The organism is Streptococcus sp. Marseille-Q5112, assembly GCF_916700555.1.
In the GTDB taxonomy this organism is placed as follows: domain Bacteria; phylum Bacillota; class Bacilli; order Lactobacillales; family Streptococcaceae; genus Streptococcus; species Streptococcus symci.
Genome location: NZ_CAKAKP010000004.1, coordinates 132,669 through 149,919 on the forward strand (window position 1 = coordinate 132,669; position 17,251 = coordinate 149,919).

Annotated in this window: 15 protein-coding genes and 1 riboswitch; of the genes, 7 read left to right on the plus strand and 8 right to left on the minus strand. The window is 43.5% G+C overall.

The genetic code is table 11. From position 1 onward, the window contains the following. Window positions 1–220: 220 nt before the first annotated feature. Window positions 221–1,912 carry an arginine--tRNA ligase gene (gene argS / locus LG372_RS03860; protein ID WP_225742176.1) on the minus strand — a complete coding sequence of 564 codons (1,692 nt, stop codon included), beginning with the start codon at window positions 1,910–1,912 and terminating at the stop codon, window positions 221–223. 135 nt (window positions 1,913–2,047) lie between these two features. Between argS and argR the strand changes: the two genes are divergently transcribed. Both argR and mutS read left to right on the plus strand, forming a co-directional pair. Further along, on the plus strand, window positions 2,048–2,494 hold the full coding sequence (gene argR, locus LG372_RS03865) for an arginine repressor (RefSeq protein WP_001231476.1): 447 nt from the start codon (window positions 2,048–2,050) through the stop codon (window positions 2,492–2,494). A gap of 50 nt (window positions 2,495–2,544) precedes the next feature. Then, entirely contained in the window at window positions 2,545–5,079 is a 2,535-nt protein-coding gene (gene mutS, locus LG372_RS03870; protein ID WP_225742177.1) for a DNA mismatch repair protein MutS, read from the plus strand. Between the two features lie 41 nt (window positions 5,080–5,120). Here mutS and LG372_RS03875 read toward each other — a convergent pair whose 3' ends face one another. Both LG372_RS03875 and LG372_RS03880 read right to left on the minus strand, forming a co-directional pair. Next, window positions 5,121–5,579: a DUF3021 domain-containing protein gene (locus LG372_RS03875; RefSeq protein ID WP_120719091.1), complete on the minus strand. Its 459-nt coding sequence runs from the start codon at window positions 5,577–5,579 to the stop codon at window positions 5,121–5,123. Beyond that, complete coding sequence (locus tag LG372_RS03880) at window positions 5,576–6,016, minus strand: LytTR family DNA-binding domain-containing protein (protein WP_225742178.1); 441 nt, start codon at window positions 6,014–6,016, stop codon at window positions 5,576–5,578. Before LG372_RS03880 ends, LG372_RS03875 begins: the two co-directional genes overlap by 4 nt. A 207-nt stretch (window positions 6,017–6,223) precedes the next feature. Between LG372_RS03880 and mutL the strand changes: the two genes are divergently transcribed. The 3 genes from mutL to LG372_RS03895 are packed head-to-tail and all read left to right on the plus strand — an operon-like array spanning window position 6,224 to window position 9,355. Beyond that, a complete protein-coding gene (gene mutL / locus LG372_RS03885) occupies window positions 6,224–8,173 on the plus strand; it encodes a DNA mismatch repair endonuclease MutL (RefSeq protein WP_225742179.1) in 1,950 nt (649 codons plus the stop codon). 15 nt (window positions 8,174–8,188) lie between these two features. Next, the gene (gene ruvA, locus LG372_RS03890) at window positions 8,189–8,782 is read left to right on the plus strand and encodes a Holliday junction branch migration protein RuvA (RefSeq protein ID WP_064276764.1); all 594 of its coding nucleotides are present in this window, start codon (window positions 8,189–8,191) and stop codon (window positions 8,780–8,782) included. 9 nt (window positions 8,783–8,791) lie between these two features. Then, a complete protein-coding gene (locus LG372_RS03895; RefSeq protein WP_225742180.1) occupies window positions 8,792–9,355 on the plus strand; it encodes a DNA-3-methyladenine glycosylase I in 564 nt (187 codons plus the stop codon). 83 nt (window positions 9,356–9,438) lie between these two features. Here the strand turns inward: LG372_RS03895 and LG372_RS03900 are convergent, their stop codons facing one another. The 5 genes from LG372_RS03900 to LG372_RS03920 form a co-directional block, all read right to left on the minus strand. After that, entirely contained in the window at window positions 9,439–9,702 is a 264-nt protein-coding gene (locus LG372_RS03900; protein WP_000166114.1) for a SemiSWEET family transporter, read from the minus strand. Between the two features lie 105 nt (window positions 9,703–9,807). Continuing rightward, window positions 9,808–10,842 carry a S66 peptidase family protein gene (locus tag LG372_RS03905; protein WP_225742181.1) on the minus strand — a complete coding sequence of 345 codons (1,035 nt, stop codon included), beginning with the start codon at window positions 10,840–10,842 and terminating at the stop codon, window positions 9,808–9,810. Window positions 10,843–11,003: 161 nt separating this feature from the next. Beyond that, the gene (locus LG372_RS03910) at window positions 11,004–11,351 is read right to left on the minus strand and encodes a hypothetical protein (RefSeq protein ID WP_000331824.1); all 348 of its coding nucleotides are present in this window, start codon (window positions 11,349–11,351) and stop codon (window positions 11,004–11,006) included. Window positions 11,352–11,366: 15 nt separating this feature from the next. Beyond that, window positions 11,367–12,044 carry a DUF1129 domain-containing protein gene (locus tag LG372_RS03915; RefSeq protein WP_084923799.1) on the minus strand — a complete coding sequence of 226 codons (678 nt, stop codon included), beginning with the start codon at window positions 12,042–12,044 and terminating at the stop codon, window positions 11,367–11,369. Window positions 12,045–12,055: 11 nt separating this feature from the next. Beyond that, a complete protein-coding gene (locus LG372_RS03920; RefSeq protein ID WP_000815623.1) occupies window positions 12,056–13,000 on the minus strand; it encodes a magnesium transporter CorA family protein in 945 nt (314 codons plus the stop codon). 131 nt (window positions 13,001–13,131) lie between these two features. Here LG372_RS03920 and uvrA point away from each other — a divergent pair, with 131 nt between their 5' ends. Further along, complete coding sequence (gene uvrA, locus LG372_RS03925; protein ID WP_225742182.1) at window positions 13,132–15,963, plus strand: excinuclease ABC subunit UvrA; 2,832 nt, start codon at window positions 13,132–13,134, stop codon at window positions 15,961–15,963. Next, a complete protein-coding gene (locus LG372_RS03930) occupies window positions 15,956–17,017 on the plus strand; it encodes a M24 family metallopeptidase (protein ID WP_225742183.1) in 1,062 nt (353 codons plus the stop codon). The genes uvrA and LG372_RS03930 overlap by 8 nt, the downstream gene beginning before the upstream one ends. A 52-nt stretch (window positions 17,018–17,069) precedes the next feature. Beyond that, window positions 17,070–17,226: riboswitch (M-box (ykoK) riboswitch) on the plus strand. Window positions 17,227–17,251: the final 25 nt, after the last annotated feature.

Genomic DNA, 17,251 nt, shown 5'->3' on the forward strand with positions numbered 1-17,251 from the left:
TTATGTTTCTTTACTAGTGAAGCAGTTAGCTAGTCCGCATATAAGCGGCTAGCGTCTAACAATTAGGAACTTTAGTTCCAATAACTTTAAGATTACGACGTTTTAGGACATAAGTCGATCATATTTATGTCCTAAAACTAGTGAAGCGCCTAGCCAAATCTCTGATAGGATTTGGCGTTAGTTACTTAGATTGCAAAGCAATCTAAGTAACTTTGGCGATTTACATCTTCTCAGGTGCTTCTACTCCAAGCAAGCGAAGGGCTTCTTTGAGCACGACTGCTGTTGCGTAGCTGAGGGCTAGACGGCTATCGCGTTCTGGGCTTTCATCCAAGATACGCGTGTGTGCATAGTACTTGTTAAAGGCTTGAGCTAGGCTAATTGCAAATTTAGCAATGATAGAAGGTTCAAAGTTATCTGCCGCACGGTTGATAATACGTGGAAAGTCTTGGATGAGTTTGATGATTTCCCAACTTTCAGCATCATTCAAGCTATAGTTGCCAGCTGTTTCGGGTTTAAAATCCGCTTTACGTAAGATCGATTGGATACGAGCGTAGGCATATTGTACATAAGGTCCAGTTTCACCTTCGAAGGATACCATAGCCTCTAGGTCGAAGTCGTATCCATTTGTACGGTCGGTTTTGAGGTCATAGAATTTAATGGCTCCAACACCAACAGCATGCGCTACCTGGTCTTTGTTTTCCAATTCCGGATTTTTAGCCTCGATTTGAGCCTTGGCGCGACTAACAGCCTCTGCAACAGTAGGTTCTAGCAAGATGACATTCCCTTTACGAGTAGAGAGTTTTTTTCCTTCTTTTGTAACTAAACCAAAAGGAACGTGAGTAATATCGTTACTCCAGTCGTAGCCCATCTCTTGCAAGACGGCTTTGAGTTGTTTAAAGTGGGCAGATTGTTCTTGGCCAACGACATAGATAGATTTGGCAAATTGGTATTCATTTTTACGGTAAAGGGCTGCAGCCAAGTCACGTGTGATATAGAGAGTTGCTCCATCAGATTTCTTGATGAGGGCTGGATGTTCAATTCCATATTTCTCAAGATTCACAACTTGGGCACCTTCTGACTCAACAAGAAGGCCTTTTTCAGAAAGAATGTCTACGACTGCATCCATCTTATCGTTATAGAAGGCTTCTCCGTTATAGCTGTCAAATTCAACCTGCAATTCATTGTAAAGGCGGTTAAATTCCACCAAACTTTCATCACGGAACCATTGCCAAAGAGCGAGAGCTTCCTCGTCTCCATTTTCAAGTTTACGGAACCATTCGCGTGCTTCTTCATCCAAGCTAGGGTCATTTTCAGCTTCAGCGTTGATGCGGACATAGAGTTTAAGAAGTTCATCAATTGGATGAGCTTTTACAGCTTCTTCGTCGCCCCATTTTTTGTAGGCAACAATCAACATCCCAAACTGTTTACCCCAGTCTCCCAAATGGTTGACCTTGACTGTTTGATATCCGATTTTTTGGAAAATATGTGATAAGCTATCTCCGATGACAGTTGAGCGCAGGTGGCCAATAGAGAATGGTTTAGCGATATTGGGACTAGACATATCGATAACAACATTTTCTTGTTTACCAATATGTTGATCAGCATAGTGTTCTTTTTCAGTGATAACAGCTTGCAATACTTGAGCAGAAATGGCAGATTTATCAAGGAAAAAGTTAACGTAAGGTCCTGTTGCGACAACCTTTTCAAAGGCTTGGCTGTTAATTTTTTCAGCCAGTTCAGCAGCAATCATTTGAGGTGCTTTACGTTCGACTTTTGCAAGTGAAAAAGCAGGGAAAGCGATGTCTCCCATTTCTGAGTTTTTAGGGGTTTCCAGTAAATTTAAAATAGCCTCTTGGTCCAGGCTATCAATGACGCTAGCCAACTCGCTAGCAATCAATTCTTTTGTATTCATTAAGAGCTCCTTTTTGGACTTTTCTACTATTTTATCACAATTTTAAAGAAAGAAGAAAAAATTTTTGAAATCTCCTATTTTTTTGGTATAATATAGTTATAAAATTAGTTATAAATATGCATATAAGAGGATTTTATGAGAAAAAGAGATCGTCATCAGTTAATAAAAAAAATGATTACTGAGGAGAAATTAAGTACACAAAAAGAAATTCAAGATCGGTTGGAGGCACACAATGTCTTTGTGACGCAGACAACCCTATCTCGAGATTTGCGCGAAATCGGCTTGACCAAGGTCAAGAAAAATGATATGGTGTATTATGTACTAGCAAATGAGACAGAAAAGATTGATTTGGTGGAATTTTTGTCTCATCATTTAGAAGGTGTTGCAAGAGCAGAGTTTACCTTGGTACTTCATACCAAATTAGGAGAAGCCTCTGTTTTGGCAAATATTGTAGATGCAAACAAGGATGAATGGATTTTAGGAACAGTTGCTGGTGCCAATACCTTATTGGTTATTTGTCGAGACCAGCACGTTGCCAAACTCATGGAAGATCGTTTGCTAGATTTGATGAAAGATAAGTAAGGTCTTGGGAGTTACTCTCAAGACTTATTTTTGACAAGGAGAGACGGAAAATGGCGACAGAAAAGCTATCACCCGGCATGCAACAGTATGTGGATATTAAAAAGCAATATCCAGATGCGTTTTTGCTCTTTCGGATGGGTGATTTTTATGAATTATTTTATGAGGATGCGGTCAATGCTGCGCAGATTCTGGAAATTTCCTTAACGAGTCGCAATAAGAATGCGGACAATCCGATTCCTATGGCGGGTGTCCCCTATCATTCTGCCCAACAGTACATTGATGTCTTGATTGAGCAGGGCTATAAGGTAGCTATCGCAGAGCAGATGGAAGATCCTAAACAAGCAGTTGGGGTTGTGAAACGAGAGGTTGTTCAGGTCATTACGCCAGGAACAGTGGTTGATAGCAGTAAGCCGGACAGTCAGAATAATTTTTTGGTTGCTATAGACCGCGAAGGCAATCAATTTGGTCTAGCTTATATGGACCTGGTGACCGGTGACTTTTATGTGACAGGTTTATTGGATTTCACGCTGGTTTGTGGGGAAATCCGTAATCTCAAGGCGCGAGAAGTGGTGCTGGGTTATGACTTGTCTGAGGAAGAAGAACAAATCCTCAGTCGCCAGATGAATCTGGTACTCTCTTATGAAAAAGAAGGCTTTGAAGACCTTCATTTACTGGATTCACGATTAGCAGCTGTGGAACAAGCAGCATCTAGTAAACTCCTCCAGTATGTTCATCGAACCCAGATGAGGGAATTGAACCACCTTAAACCTGTTATCCGCTATGAAATCAAGGATTTCTTGCAGATGGATTATGCGACCAAGGCTAGTCTGGATTTGGTTGAGAATGCTCGGTCAGGCAAGAAGCAAGGCAGTCTTTTCTGGCTTTTGGATGAAACCAAAACAGCTATGGGTATGCGGCTCTTGCGGTCTTGGATTCATCGTCCCCTGATTGATAAGGAACGAATCGTCCAACGCCAAGAAGTGGTGCAGGTCTTTCTCGACCATTTCTTTGAGCGTAGTGATTTGACAGACAGTCTCAAGGGTGTTTATGACATCGAACGTTTGGCTAGTCGGGTTTCTTTTGGCAAAACCAATCCCAAGGACCTCCTGCAGCTGGCTACTACCTTGTCCAGTGTGCCACGAATCCGAGCGATTTTAGAAGGAATGGAGCAACCTGCTCTAGCTTATCTCATCGAGCAACTGGATGGAATCCCTGAGTTGGAGATTTTGATTAGCGCAGCGATTGCCCCCGAAGCCCCTCATGTGATTACAGATGGGGGAATTATCCGAACTGGATTTGATGAGACTTTAGACAAGTACCGTCGCGTTCTCAGAGAAGGGACTAGCTGGATTGCTGAGATTGAGGCTAAGGAGCGAGAAAACTCTGGTATCAGTACGCTTAAGATTGACTACAATAAGAAGGATGGCTATTATTTCCATGTGACCAATTCGCAACTGGGAAATGTGCCAGCCCACTTTTTCCGCAAGGCGACGCTGAAAAACTCGGAACGTTTTGGAACCGAAGAATTAGCCCGTATCGAGGGAGATATGCTGGAGGCGCGTGAAAAGTCAGCTAACCTAGAGTACGAAATCTTTATGCGTATTCGTGAAGAGGTCAGCAAGTACATCCAGCGTTTGCAGGCTCTAGCTCAAGGAATTGCGACGGTTGATGTCCTACAGAGCCTAGCAGTTGTGGCTGAAACCCAGCATTTGATTCGACCTGAGTTTGGAGAGGATTCACAAATTGATATCCAGAAAGGGCGCCATGCTGTCGTTGAAAAGGTTATGGGGGCTCAGACCTATATTCCAAATACGATTCAGATGGCAGAAGATACTAGTATTCAACTGATTACAGGGCCCAACATGAGTGGGAAGTCAACCTATATGCGTCAGTTAGCCATGACGGCGATTATGGCCCAGATGGGATCCTATGTACCGGCAGAAAGTGCCTATTTGCCGATTTTTGATGCAATCTTTACCCGTATTGGAGCAGCAGATGACTTGGTTTCAGGTCAATCAACCTTTATGGTAGAGATGATGGAGGCCAACAATGCCATTTCGCATGCGACCAAGAACTCTCTCATTCTCTTTGATGAATTGGGACGGGGAACTGCAACTTATGATGGTATGGCTCTTGCTCAGTCCATCATCGAATACATCCATGAGCATATCGGATCCAAGACCCTCTTTGCGACCCACTACCATGAGTTGACCAGTCTGGAGTCCAGCTTGGAACACTTGGTCAATGTCCACGTGGCAACTTTGGAGCAGGGTGGGCAGGTTACCTTCCTTCACAAGATTGAACCAGGTCCAGCTGATAAATCCTATGGTATCCATGTTGCCAAGATTGCTGGCTTGCCAGCAGACCTGTTAGCAAGGGCGGATAAGATTTTGACTCAGTTAGAGAGTCAAGGAACAGAAAGTCCTGCTCCCATGAGGCAAACAAGTGCTGTCACAGAACAGATTTCACTATTTGATACGGCAGAAGAGCATCCTATCCTAGCAGAATTAGCTAAACTAGATATTTACAATATGACACCTATGCAGGCTATGAATGTCTTGGTTGAGTTAAAACAGAAACTATAAAAATAATCCCACTCATGCATTTGTGAGTGGGATTATTGCTATTACTTTCTATGCTCCAAGAGTTGATTGATATGGTCTACTTTTTTTGATGCTCTTTTATAGGAAATAGTCCAAATGATGAGGTAGACAATTGCAAACTCGATAATGAGCTGGAGGTAGAAATTCCAGTGGAAGGGGAACCAACCTGCTAGGGTTGCTAATGGGATAAAGCCTACTAGCATAAGGAAGAAATGGGTCAGAGTCGCACGGAGTAAGCTCCAGTCACGGCTGAATAAGCGGTTGCCAAAGTTAAAGAGAATACCGATGGCTGCCCAGATCAGTGTGCAGTAGAGCAAGACCAGGGCACCGTGAATCTGATGTTGGGTCATCACTTGGCCGATGAGAGAGTCGGAACTTAGTGGTGCGTAGGTATTTGGTGCATAAATGAGTGAAAAGATGATAGAGAGGATGAGGCCGATAAGAACACCGGCAGCTGCATCGTGGAAGATTTGTTTTTTCATAGTTCTAATTTCTCCTTGATGGTTTTTAGATAGCGGCGTGAAGAGTAGGTGAAACTTTCGTTTTTTAGAAAGATTTCTACTAGACCGTTGGGAGTTAGCTTGAGATGAGAGATGGAGTTGATATTGATGATTTCTGATTGGGAAATTTGTATAAAATTGGTTGGCAGAATTTCAAGGACTTGATAGAGCCGTAAATCAATATTGTAGGTCTGACTTGCTGTTTCTGCTAGCACCTTCCGATTCTCGATATAGAAACGCTGAATCTTGCCAATCTCAACGATATAGACCTGACTATCGATTTTCCCTTTGATTTTTTCTGTTAGATCCAGATTTTCTGCGAACTCGATGACTTTCTGGACTTTATCTGTCGGATGAGGTGCTTGGACAATCAGTTTTTCCTCCTTGTAAGTCTCACTAATCTGTAGTTCTACTTTCATAAATTTCTCTCCTTTTCAGTTATACAAGGTTGTGATCACTTCCTGTACACTTTTATTAAACACTATTTTACGACACCTGGCAAGGGACTTTGTCTATGTGGAGGGATTTGGCTCCTATGTGGTGCTTGCTTTTTCGGTCCTATCTGAAATATGGTATAATAGCACTAATCAATTTCTAGGAAAATAGATACGGAAAGGGGCTGAAAGATGTCTCATATTATTGAATTGCCAGAAGTGCTGGCAAACCAGATTGCGGCTGGAGAGGTCATTGAACGTCCTGCCAGTGTGGTCAAAGAGTTGGTAGAAAATGCTATTGACGCGGGCTCTAGTCAGATTATCATTGAGATTGAGGAAGCTGGTCTCAAGAAGATTCAAATCACAGATAATGGTCATGGAATTGCCCACGATGAAGTAGAATTGGCCCTGCGTCGTCATGCGACCAGTAAGATAAAAAATCAAGCAGACCTATTTCGGATTCGGACGCTTGGTTTTCGTGGTGAAGCCCTGCCTTCTATTGCGTCTGTTAGTGTTTTAACTCTTTTGACAGCAGTTGAGGGAGCAAGTCACGGGACCAAGCTAGTTGCGCGTGGGGGAGAAGTTGAAGAAGTCATTCCAGCGACTAGTCCTGTGGGGACCAAGGTTTGTGTGGAGGACCTCTTTTTCAACACACCTGCCCGCCTCAAGTATATGAAGAGCCAGCAAGCGGAGTTATCTCATATCATTGATATTGTCAATCGTCTGGGCTTGGCCCATCCTGAGATTTTCTTCAGTTTGGTTAGTGATGGTAAAGAGATGACGCGGACAGCAGGGACTGGTCAACTGCGCCAAGCTATCGCCGGGATTTACGGTTTAGCGAGTGCCAAGAAGATGATTGAAATTGAGAATTCTGACCTAGATTTCGAAATTACAGGTTTTGTGTCCTTGCCTGAGTTGACTCGAGCTAATCGCAACTATATCAGCCTCTTCATCAATGGCCGTTATATCAAGAACTTCTTGCTCAACCGTGCTATTTTAGATGGTTATGGTAGCAAGCTTATGGTTGGCCGTTTTCCACTGGCTGTCATTCACATTCATATCGACCCTTATCTAGCGGATGTCAATGTGCATCCAACCAAGCAAGAGGTGCGGATTTCCAAGGAAAAAGAACTGATGACGCTGGTCTCAGAAGCTATTTCTAACAGTCTCAAGGAGCAAACTTTGATACCTGATGCCTTGGAAAATCTTGCCAAATCGACCGTGCGCAATCGTGAGAAGGTGGAGCAGACCATTCTCCCACTCAAAGAAAATACGCTCTACTATGAGAAAACTGAGTCGACAAGACCTAGTCAAGCTGAGGTGGCTGATTATCAGGTAGAATTAACTGATGAAGGGCAGGATTTAACCCTGTTTGCCAAAGAAACCTTGGATCAGCTAACCAAGCCAGCAAAACTGCATTTTGCAGAGAGAAAGCCTGCTAACTACGACCAGCTAGATCACCCAGAGTTAGACCTTGCGAGTCTTGATAAGGCTTATGACAAGCTGGAGCGAGAAGAATCATCCAGCTTCCCAGAGTTGGAATTTTTCGGGCAAATGCATGGAACCTATCTCTTTGCCCAAGGACGAGATGGGCTCTACATCATAGACCAGCATGCGGCTCAGGAACGGGTTAAGTACGAGGAGTACCGTGAAAGCATTGGTAATGTTGACCAGAGCCAGCAGCAACTCCTAGTGCCCTATATCTTTGAATTTCCAGCGGATGATGCCCTGCGTCTCAAGGAAAGAATGCCTCTTTTGGAGGAAGTGGGCGTCTTTCTAGCAGAGTATGGAGAGAATCAATTTATCCTGCGTGAACATCCTATTTGGATGGCAGAAGAAGAGATTGAATCAGGTATCTATGAAATGTGCGACATGCTCCTTTTGACCAAGGAAGTTTCTATCAAGAAATACCGAGCAGAGTTGGCTATTATGATGTCCTGCAAGCGGTCTATCAAGGCCAACCATCGTATCGATGACCATTCGGCTAGACAGCTCCTCTATCAACTTTCTCAATGTGACAATCCCTATAACTGTCCCCATGGACGTCCCGTTTTGGTGCATTTTACCAAGTCGGATATGGAAAAGATGTTCCGACGTATTCAGGAAAATCATACCAGTCTCCGTGAGTTGGGGAAATATTAAACTAAAAGGAAAACTATGTACGAATATTTAAAAGGAATCATTACCAAAATCACTGCCAAATACATTGTTCTTGAAACCAATGGTATCGGTTATATCCTGCATGTGGCCAATCCCTATGCTTATTCAGGTCAGGTGAATCAAGAAGCTCAGATCTATGTGCATCAAGTCATCCGTGAGGATGCTCATCTGCTTTATGGATTTCGCTCAGAAGACGAGAAAAAGCTCTTTCTCAGTCTGATTTCGGTCTCTGGGATTGGTCCTGTGTCAGCTCTTGCTATTATCGCTGCTGATGACAATGCTGGCCTTGTTCAAGCCATTGAAACCAAGAATATCACCTACTTGACCAAGTTCCCTAAAATTGGCAAGAAAACAGCCCAGCAGATGGTGCTGGACTTGGAAGGCAAGGTAGTAGTTGCAGGAGATGACCTTCCTGCCAAGGTCGCAGTGCAAGCTAGCGCTGAAAACCAAGAATTGGAAGAAGCTATGGAAGCCATGTTGGCACTGGGCTACAAGGCAACTGAGCTCAAGAAAATCAAGAAATTCTTTGAAGGAACGACAGATACAGCTGAGAACTATATCAAGTCAGCCCTTAAGATGTTGGTCAAATAGGAGCAGAGCATGACAAAACGTTGTTCGTGGGTCAAGATGACCAATCCGCTTTACATCGCCTACCATGATGAGGAGTGGGGCCAACCCCTCCATGATGACCAAGCATTGTTTGAGTTATTGTGTATGGAAACCTATCAGGCAGGCCTGTCTTGGGAAACGGTGCTCAACAAACGCCAAGCTTTCCGAGAAGCTTTTCATGGCTATCAAATTCAAGCGGTCGCAGATATGACCGACACCGAATTGGAAGCCTTGCTAGATAATCCAGCTATTATCCGAAATCGAGCCAAGATTTTTGCTACACGTGCTAACGCCCAAGCCTTTCTACGACTACAGGCAGAGTACGGCTCTTTTGATGCCTATCTTTGGTCTTTTGTTGAGGGGAAAACCATCGTTAACGATGTTCCCGATTACCGCCAAGCCCCAGCTAAAACAACTTTGTCTGAGAAATTAGCCAAAGATCTCAAAAAACGAGGTTTCAAGTTCACAGGCCCAGTCGCCATCTTGTCTTTTCTACAGGCTGCAGGGCTAGTTGATGACCACGAGAATGATTGTGAGTGGAAAAGCGGTTATTAGTGAGTACAGGTAACTAGAATATCTGAGAATATAGAAAAAGCTGAGAAACTCATCTCAGCTTTTTATACATACTATTAGATTTGTTAAAGTGAAGTCAAAAAAGTGATTCCACCTAAAATAACACCAGCTGAATTTGGAATGATTAGTATCCAATCCTTTTTAGGTTCTTTTGTCCATCCATAAATAACCCAGATTAAGCAAGATATAGCAGCTGATAAAGGTTGAAATGGCTGAGCTTTATTTCCCTGTAAATTGGCGATAATTTGAGGAATGTAGGCAATAAATACTATAATTCCAATAAAGGCCCCGATTGAACCCACAATTCGATTAATTTTTTGTTTTGTCATATATACCTCCTTTAAAAAGATATCATAGAAATTAGCGAAATGCAATAAATTCAGACACAAATTGTAACGAAAATCAATACAAAAGCACAAAAATGGAGAAATTGTTTATTTTTTGTTATAGTCAAAACGAATGACTTGCTCCTGTGCATCTACACGGGCGTGGATTCCGAAGGGTACAATTGCTCTTGGTGTGGCGTGGCCGACATTCAGATTATAGATAATCGGGATATTGCTGTCAATGATATCCAATAGCGCCTCTTTATAGTCGTCATAGAAAGTTTCATCCATAGGTTTTCCGACCAAGAGTCCACTGATGACCTCGAATATACCAGTGTCTTTTAAAGTCCGCAACATCTTTTTGAAGTCTTCCAGCTCAGGCTTTTCTTCGCTTGTTTCTAGCAAGAGGATTTTTCCTTCCCAGTCTGACAAGTCAGGGAAAAGTTTGTATTTTTGGCAGAGCTCCGTGCTATCTGCGTATCGAGAGTTGTCAAAGATATCGTAGAGGGATTCGAGGCAACCACCGAGGATTTTTCCCTCGAACTGGGCATTTCCCCGCAACAGCTCGAAACCAGTATTTGCATGACTGACACGAGGTGTCCCCAGAGCCTTGGGACTGAAGTCAGTCCTTTCATCATACCAAACGTCACTAGGGCGGATTTCTGAGATTCTTCCCGTCTCAATCAATTCTTTAAAGTAGTGGAGGCTATAGGTCAGCACTTCCTTGTCCAATTCACAAATGTCTGCTAGGAAGGATTGACCATAAAAAGTTTTGATTCCTAGTTTATGCAACATGAGATGGTTCATGGTTGTATCCGAGAAGCCAAGAAAAATTTTTTGTTTGATAACCTTTTGTAGTTGGTCATTTTCAAAAAGATAAGGTAGTAAGCGATAGGTATCGTCTCCACCGATGGCGCATAGGATCATGTCGATGCTATCATCAGAAAAGGCATGAATCAAATCCTCTGCACGAGCTTCAGGATGGTCCTTGATAAAGTCTAATCCTTTTAGCGAATGAGGCAAAAAGGTAGGATTGAGTCCCAGGTTCTTGAGACGTTGGACACCCAAGTCCACTTCGTGTTTGACAAAGTCCTCTCCGATAATGCCACTAGATAAACTAACAACACCAATAGTAGAAACCATATTTCTTCCTCCTAGAAATTGATTGAGCCTATTTTATCATAAAAGATGGGAGAAAACTATAGGGAAAAGGGTAGAGGGAAGCTTGTAGGCAAGCAAGTGAAAAAGCAACCGCTGGTGCAGTTGCTTTTCGTTTTCTAATCAGTAATCTCGCTAGATATGAGTTACTTGGTCAACTCTTGATTATAGGAGAGAGCCAAATCAATCCAGTAAGGCAATTCTTTTTGGCCTTCTATATCTAAGTCTATATACCCATGATAAAGGCGCCCCCTCATCAATGTAGTATGAGCTCCTGTTCGGGGTAGAACTTGCTTCTCCATTTCCTTGCCAATTCTGACCATAACCAGTTCATCCTTTCTGGAACTGACAGTAAGGACCATTTTACCACGAATCATAAAGGCCAGGCCACCAAACAGCTTCTTTTCTTCTAGCTCTTCTTCGAAAATTTGGGGAGGAAGTTTGAGCGCTAGAATTTTTCGAATCTGCTGAGCTAAAGATTGACTATATGCCATAGCTCTTTCCTTTTCTTAGTAACGTGTTGGTCCTGCACTTGCGCTGCGGATGTTCAAGCGTTTCTTGAGATAGAAGCGAAGGGCTAGGAGGGCTGCTCCGATAATAGCCAGTGGCAATGGAGCAAGTACTGGGTTAAGGCTAGCTGGTAGGAAGCTTGTTGCAAAGAAGACAAGCAACCAAAGGAACATAGAAGCTAGGATAACCAGTACAGATTTCCAGAAAGGTGGACGTTGGCTGCGGTCCATATCTGGTCCATAGTATTGGTAAACAAAGTAGTACATCAAGTAGAAGGCAAATCCACCAACAAGTCCAACTAGCAGGAGAGTGACAAGTCCATAGCCGAAAGCCTGATCTGCTGCAAAGAAAGTTGTGAGGGCGCTGACGAGGGCAAAGAGGCTAGTGATGAAAAGGGCTGAGTCCATAATCATGAGTTTTGGATCATCATTTTCTTTTGGATGCTCTTTTTCATATTGTTCCTTGACAGTGAAACTATGAGCCCAGTGGGTCGGTGCGCCATAGAGGGAACGAGCAGTCGTACCCTTGGCTTGCTCCTCAAGGATTTGGGGAATAACTTCCTCAAAGATAGCCTTGATTTCAGCGTCTGTTTTTCCATCTTTGATGAATTGTTGGGTAGCGATGTGGATAAACTCTTGGTTTTTCTTTGTTAATTTTTGTAGATCAATCTGAGACATAGGAACTCCTCTTAGAACCATTTTTTATGGATGAGATAGAGAGTGAGCGAGACACTCATAGCAAAGGCGATAAAGACGATTAACCAGAAGGCATTTGGCTCACCGTTTAGAGGGATTTCATTATCCTTAAAGTTCATCCCGTAGGCAGAAAAGACCATGGTTGGGATGGACATGACGATGGTCACAAGGGCCAAGGTTTTCATGATGTTGTTCTGGTTGTTAGAAATGATAGAGGCGAAGGTCTCTGTCATAGAATGTAAGACGTTTCCATAAATGTCTGCCATCTCGATGGCCTGTTGGGTTTCAATCAGGGTATCTTCAAGCAGGTCTTCGTCCTCAAGGTATTTCTTGATATTGCTGGTTGAGCTGGTCAATTTCTTAATCACGCGCTCATTTGTTTTGAGGGAGGCCTTGAAATAGACGATAGTTTTTTCCAATTCCATGAGCTCAATCAATTCTTCATTACGAGTTGATTGATGCAGTTGACTTTCGATTTGTTCACTCTTACGGTCAATCGAACGAAGGGCTGTTAGGTAAAGTTCTGCATTGCGATAGAGAATCTGAAAGATAAAACGCGAACGCATGAAGGTATAGAAATTACGCAATCGACGGTTGATAAAGACATCGAGGACCGGTAATGGTTCCAAACAAGTAGTGATAATGGTTTCCTCAGTGATGATAATACCAAGCGGGATGGTTACGTAGTAGGTGCGGTTATTTCTTTCTTCTGTGACCGGCACGTCCACGATGATCAAAGTATACTCATCTTCGATGGTAATACGAGACATTTCTTCCGCATCGAGTGGTGCACGAAGGTCGGCAATATCAATATCGAAGGCGTTAGCGATTTCGAGTGATTCATTTTGAGTCGGATTGACGAGATTGATCCAAGTACCCGGTTCAAGCGTATCGATCTCTTTAAATTCAGTTGTTGTAGAGAGAAAAACTTGTTTCATATCCCTTATCCTTTCTCATTTTTCAGATTTTTTCACACCGTACTATTATACTATAAATTCAGCCTTTTGGGTAATAGAATCTCACTTTTTTTGGTATAATGGTAAGCAATAATGGACTAGAAAGAACAAAAATGCAAGATAAAATTGTCATTCATGGGGCGCGTGCCCATAATTTAAAAAATATTGATGTGGAGATTCCACGAGACAAGCTAGTTGTTGTGACTGGTTTGTCAGGTTCAGGGAAATCCAGTCTGGCCTTTGATACCCTCTATGCGGAGGGACAACGTCGCTATGTGGAGAGTTTGTCAGCCTATGCTCGTCAGTTCTTGGGGAATATGGAGAAGCCTGATGTAGATGCTATTGATGGTCTCAGCCCAGCTATTTCTATCGACCAGAAAACGACTAGTAAAAACCCTCGCTCGACGGTTGGAACCACGACTGAAATCAATGACTATCTGCGTCTCCTCTACGCACGTGTGGGGACGCCTTACTGTATCAACGGGCATGGAGCTATCAAGGCTTCTTCTGTGGAGCAAATCGTGGATAAGGTTTTAGAATTGCCTGAACGCCAGCGCTTGCAGATTTTGGCCCCTGTCATCCGCAAGAAAAAAGGACAGCACAAGAGCGTTATTGAAAAGATTCAGAAAGACGGTTATGTCCGTGTCCGTGTGGATGGGGAAGTATATGATGTGACCGAAGTGCCAGAGTTGTCTAAGAGCAAGCAACACAATATTGATGTCGTGGTTGACCGTATTGTTATCAAGGAGGGTATTCGTAGTCGCCTCTTTGATTCTATTGAGGCTGCCCTTCGTATCGCAGAAGGTTATGTGATTATCGACACTATGGACGACTCTGAGTTGCTCTTCTCTGAGCATTATGCCTGTCCAGTCTGTGGTTTTACTGTCCCAGAGTTAGAGCCACGTCTCTTCTCATTCAATGCTCCTTTTGGCTCTTGTAGTGAGTGTGATGGCTTGGGCATCAAGCTGGAGGTGGATACTGATTTGGTAGTACCAGATGCCAGCAAAACCTTACGTGAGGGGGCGCTAGCACCTTGGAATCCTATCTCATCCAACTACTATCCAAATATGCTAGAGCAGGCTATGACAGCCTTTGGAGTGGATATGGATAAGCCTTTTGAGGACTTGTCAGAAGAGGATACGAACTTGATTCTCTATGGGTCAGATGGCAAGGAATTCCATTTCCACTATGAGAATGAATTTGGTGGTGTGCGCGATATTGACATTCCTTTTGAGGGAATTGTCAATAATATCAAGCGTCGCTATCACGAGACAAACAGCGATTACACCCGCACCCAGATGCGCCTCTACATGAATGAGCTGACTTGCGGAACCTGTCACGGCTATCGTCTCAATGACCAGGCCTTGTCTGTCCGTGTGGGTGGCGAGAACGGGCTACATATCGGAGAAATTTCAGACCTGTCTATCGCAGATCACTTGGAATTAGTCAGTCAGTTGACTCTTTCTGAAAATGAAGCCATCATTGCTCGGCCCATTCTCAAGGAAATCAAGGACCGTTTGACTTTCCTTAATAACGTGGGTCTTAACTATCTGACCCTGTCACGTTCGGCAGGAACTCTTTCAGGTGGGGAAAGTCAGCGTATTCGCTTGGCGACCCAGATTGGTTCTAACCTATCAGGTGTTCTTTATATTCTAGACGAGCCGTCAATCGGTCTTCACCAGAGGGATAATGACCGCCTGATTGCCAGCCTGAAAAAGATGCGTGACTTGGGCAATACTCTTATCGTGGTGGAACATGACGAAGATACCATGCGTGAGGCTGATTATCTGATTGACGTTGGTCCTGGTGCAGGTGTTTTTGGTGGGGAGATTATTGCGGCAGGTACGCCCAAACAGGTAGCTCGTAATAGTAAGTCTATCACAGGCCAGTACTTGTCAGGCAAACGTGCCATTCCAGTGCCAGAAGAGCGCCGTACCGGAAATGGCCGTTTTATCGAGGTGACAGGTGCGCGTGAGAACAACCTGCAAAATGTCACAGCTCGCTTCCCACTAGGAAAATTCATCGCAGTGACAGGGGTATCAGGTTCAGGTAAATCTACCCTAATCAATAGTATCCTCAAAAAAGCCATTGCCCAGAAGCTCAACCGTAATTCAGACAAACCTGGTAAATTTAAGACTATTACAGGGATTGAGCATGTAGATCGATTGATTGACATTGACCAGAGCCCGATCGGACGAACGCCGAGGTCCAACCCAGCTACCTATACAGGAGTTTTTGACGATATACGTGACCTCTTTGCTCAAACAAATGAAGCCAAGATTCGAGGCTACAAGAAGGGTCGTTTCAGTTTCAACGTCAAGGGTGGTCGTTGTGAAGCCTGCTCAGGTGATGGAATTATCAAGATTGAGATGCACTTCTTGCCAGATGTTTACGTGGCTTGTGAGGTCTGCCACGGAACCCGCTACAATAGTGAAACCCTAGAAGTTCACTACAAGGAAAAGAATATCTCGCAGGTCTTGGATATGACCGTCAACGATGCGGTAGAATTCTTCCAACACATTCCAAAGATTCAACGCAAACTTCAGACCATCAAGGATGTAGGGCTAGGCTATGTGACGCTAGGGCAACCAGCTACCACACTTTCTGGAGGAGAAGCCCAGCGTATGAAACTGGCTAGTGAACTTCACAAACGATCGACAGGAAAATCTTTCTACATTCTGGACGAGCCGACGACAGGGCTGCATACTGAGGACATCGCTCGCTTACTTAAAGTCTTGGCTCGCTTTGTCGACGATGGCAATACAGTCCTCGTTATTGAACACAATTTAGACGTTATCAAGACAGCAGACCATATTATTGACTTGGGACCTGAGGGCGGTGTCGGTGGTGGAACCATCATCGCAACAGGAACTCCAGAAGAAGTAGCGGCCAATGAAGCCAGCTACACAGGACAGTATTTGAAAGGAAAGTTACATCATGAATAAACGTGTACAAGCATTTCTCGCTAAAATGCAAGAAAAAGAACTAGATGGAATTATCATCAACAATCTTAAAAACGTCTATTATTTGACTGGTTTTTGGGGCTCAAACGGAACAGTCTTCATCAGTCGTGATCGTCAGGTCTTGGTGACAGACTCTCGCTATATCATTGCAGCTAAGCAAGAAACCAGTGGGTTTGAGATTGTGGCTGATCGTGATGAATTGGCTGTCATTGCAGGCATTGTTAAGGATATGGGCTTGTCTCGAATCGGTTTTGAGGATGAGATTTCAGTATCTTATTACCACCGTATGCAGGCAGCCTTTGAAGGAATTGACTTGCTTCCACAAACTCAGTTTGTTGAAGGCCTTCGTATGATTAAGGATGAAGCGGAGATTGCAGCTATTCGCAAAGCTTGTTCTATCTCAGACCAAGCTTTCCGCGATGCGCTTGACTTTATTAAGCCAGGAAAGACTGAAATTGAGATTGCCAACTTCCTTGACTTCCGCATGCGTGAGTTGGGAGCATCTGGCTTGTCTTTTGATACGATTCTAGCTAGTGGAATCAACTCTTCCAAACCCCATGCCCATCCTATGCACAAACCAGTTGAGTTGGGAGAAGCTATTACCATGGACTTCGGTTGCCTTTATGACCACTATGTCAGCGATATGACCCGGACTATCTATCTGGGGCATGTCAGCGACGAGCAGGCAGAGATTTACAATACAGTTCTGAAAGCCAACCAGACCTTGATTGACCAGGCTAAGGCAGGATTAGGTTTCCGTGACTTTGACAAAATTCCTCGTGATATTATCATCGAAGCAGGCTATGGCGACTACTTTACTCACGGTATCGGACACGGTATTGGACTGGATATTCATGAAGAGCCTTACTTTAGCCAGACTTCTACAGAAACTATTAAGGCAGGTATGGCCTTGACAGACGAGCCAGGTATTTATATTGAAGGTAAATATGGTGTTCGTATCGAGGATGATATCTTGATTACAGAAACAGGTTGTGAATTGTTGACCCTAGCTCCAAAAGAGTTGATAGTCATTTAAGAGTTAAACAACTCAAATGATTGACTTTTAAATTTTAAAGGTTTATACTGAAAAATGAAAACGGTAGGTGAGGCTACCATAGGGATACGGATGACTACCGCAAAGCAGTGGAGACACTACTCGTTGGTCAACAGTCCTGGTCGCGAAGGCCAAGACTAAGCTCATTTCATTGCCCTATGGAGTTAAAGCTTGAACGAAAAACAGATAATTAGTTTTTTAATCCTGCCATTTTAT

Coding starts and splice junctions, on each gene's coding strand:
- argS (WP_225742176.1), bottom strand. CDS start 1,912: ATGAATACAAAAGAATTGATTGCTAGCGAGTTGGCTAGCGTCATTGAT.
- argR (WP_001231476.1), top strand. CDS start 2,048: ATGAGAAAAAGAGATCGTCATCAGTTAATAAAAAAAATGATTACTGAG.
- mutS (WP_225742177.1), top strand. CDS start 2,545: ATGGCGACAGAAAAGCTATCACCCGGCATGCAACAGTATGTGGATATT.
- LG372_RS03875 (WP_120719091.1), bottom strand. CDS start 5,579: ATGAAAAAACAAATCTTCCACGATGCAGCTGCCGGTGTTCTTATCGGC.
- LG372_RS03880 (WP_225742178.1), bottom strand. CDS start 6,016: ATGAAAGTAGAACTACAGATTAGTGAGACTTACAAGGAGGAAAAACTG.
- mutL (WP_225742179.1), top strand. CDS start 6,224: ATGTCTCATATTATTGAATTGCCAGAAGTGCTGGCAAACCAGATTGCG.
- ruvA (WP_064276764.1), top strand. CDS start 8,189: ATGTACGAATATTTAAAAGGAATCATTACCAAAATCACTGCCAAATAC.
- LG372_RS03895 (WP_225742180.1), top strand. CDS start 8,792: ATGACAAAACGTTGTTCGTGGGTCAAGATGACCAATCCGCTTTACATC.
- LG372_RS03900 (WP_000166114.1), bottom strand. CDS start 9,702: ATGACAAAACAAAAAATTAATCGAATTGTGGGTTCAATCGGGGCCTTT.
- LG372_RS03905 (WP_225742181.1), bottom strand. CDS start 10,842: ATGGTTTCTACTATTGGTGTTGTTAGTTTATCTAGTGGCATTATCGGA.
- LG372_RS03910 (WP_000331824.1), bottom strand. CDS start 11,351: ATGGCATATAGTCAATCTTTAGCTCAGCAGATTCGAAAAATTCTAGCG.
- LG372_RS03915 (WP_084923799.1), bottom strand. CDS start 12,044: ATGTCTCAGATTGATCTACAAAAATTAACAAAGAAAAACCAAGAGTTT.
- LG372_RS03920 (WP_000815623.1), bottom strand. CDS start 13,000: ATGAAACAAGTTTTTCTCTCTACAACAACTGAATTTAAAGAGATCGAT.
- uvrA (WP_225742182.1), top strand. CDS start 13,132: ATGCAAGATAAAATTGTCATTCATGGGGCGCGTGCCCATAATTTAAAA.
- LG372_RS03930 (WP_225742183.1), top strand. CDS start 15,956: ATGAATAAACGTGTACAAGCATTTCTCGCTAAAATGCAAGAAAAAGAA.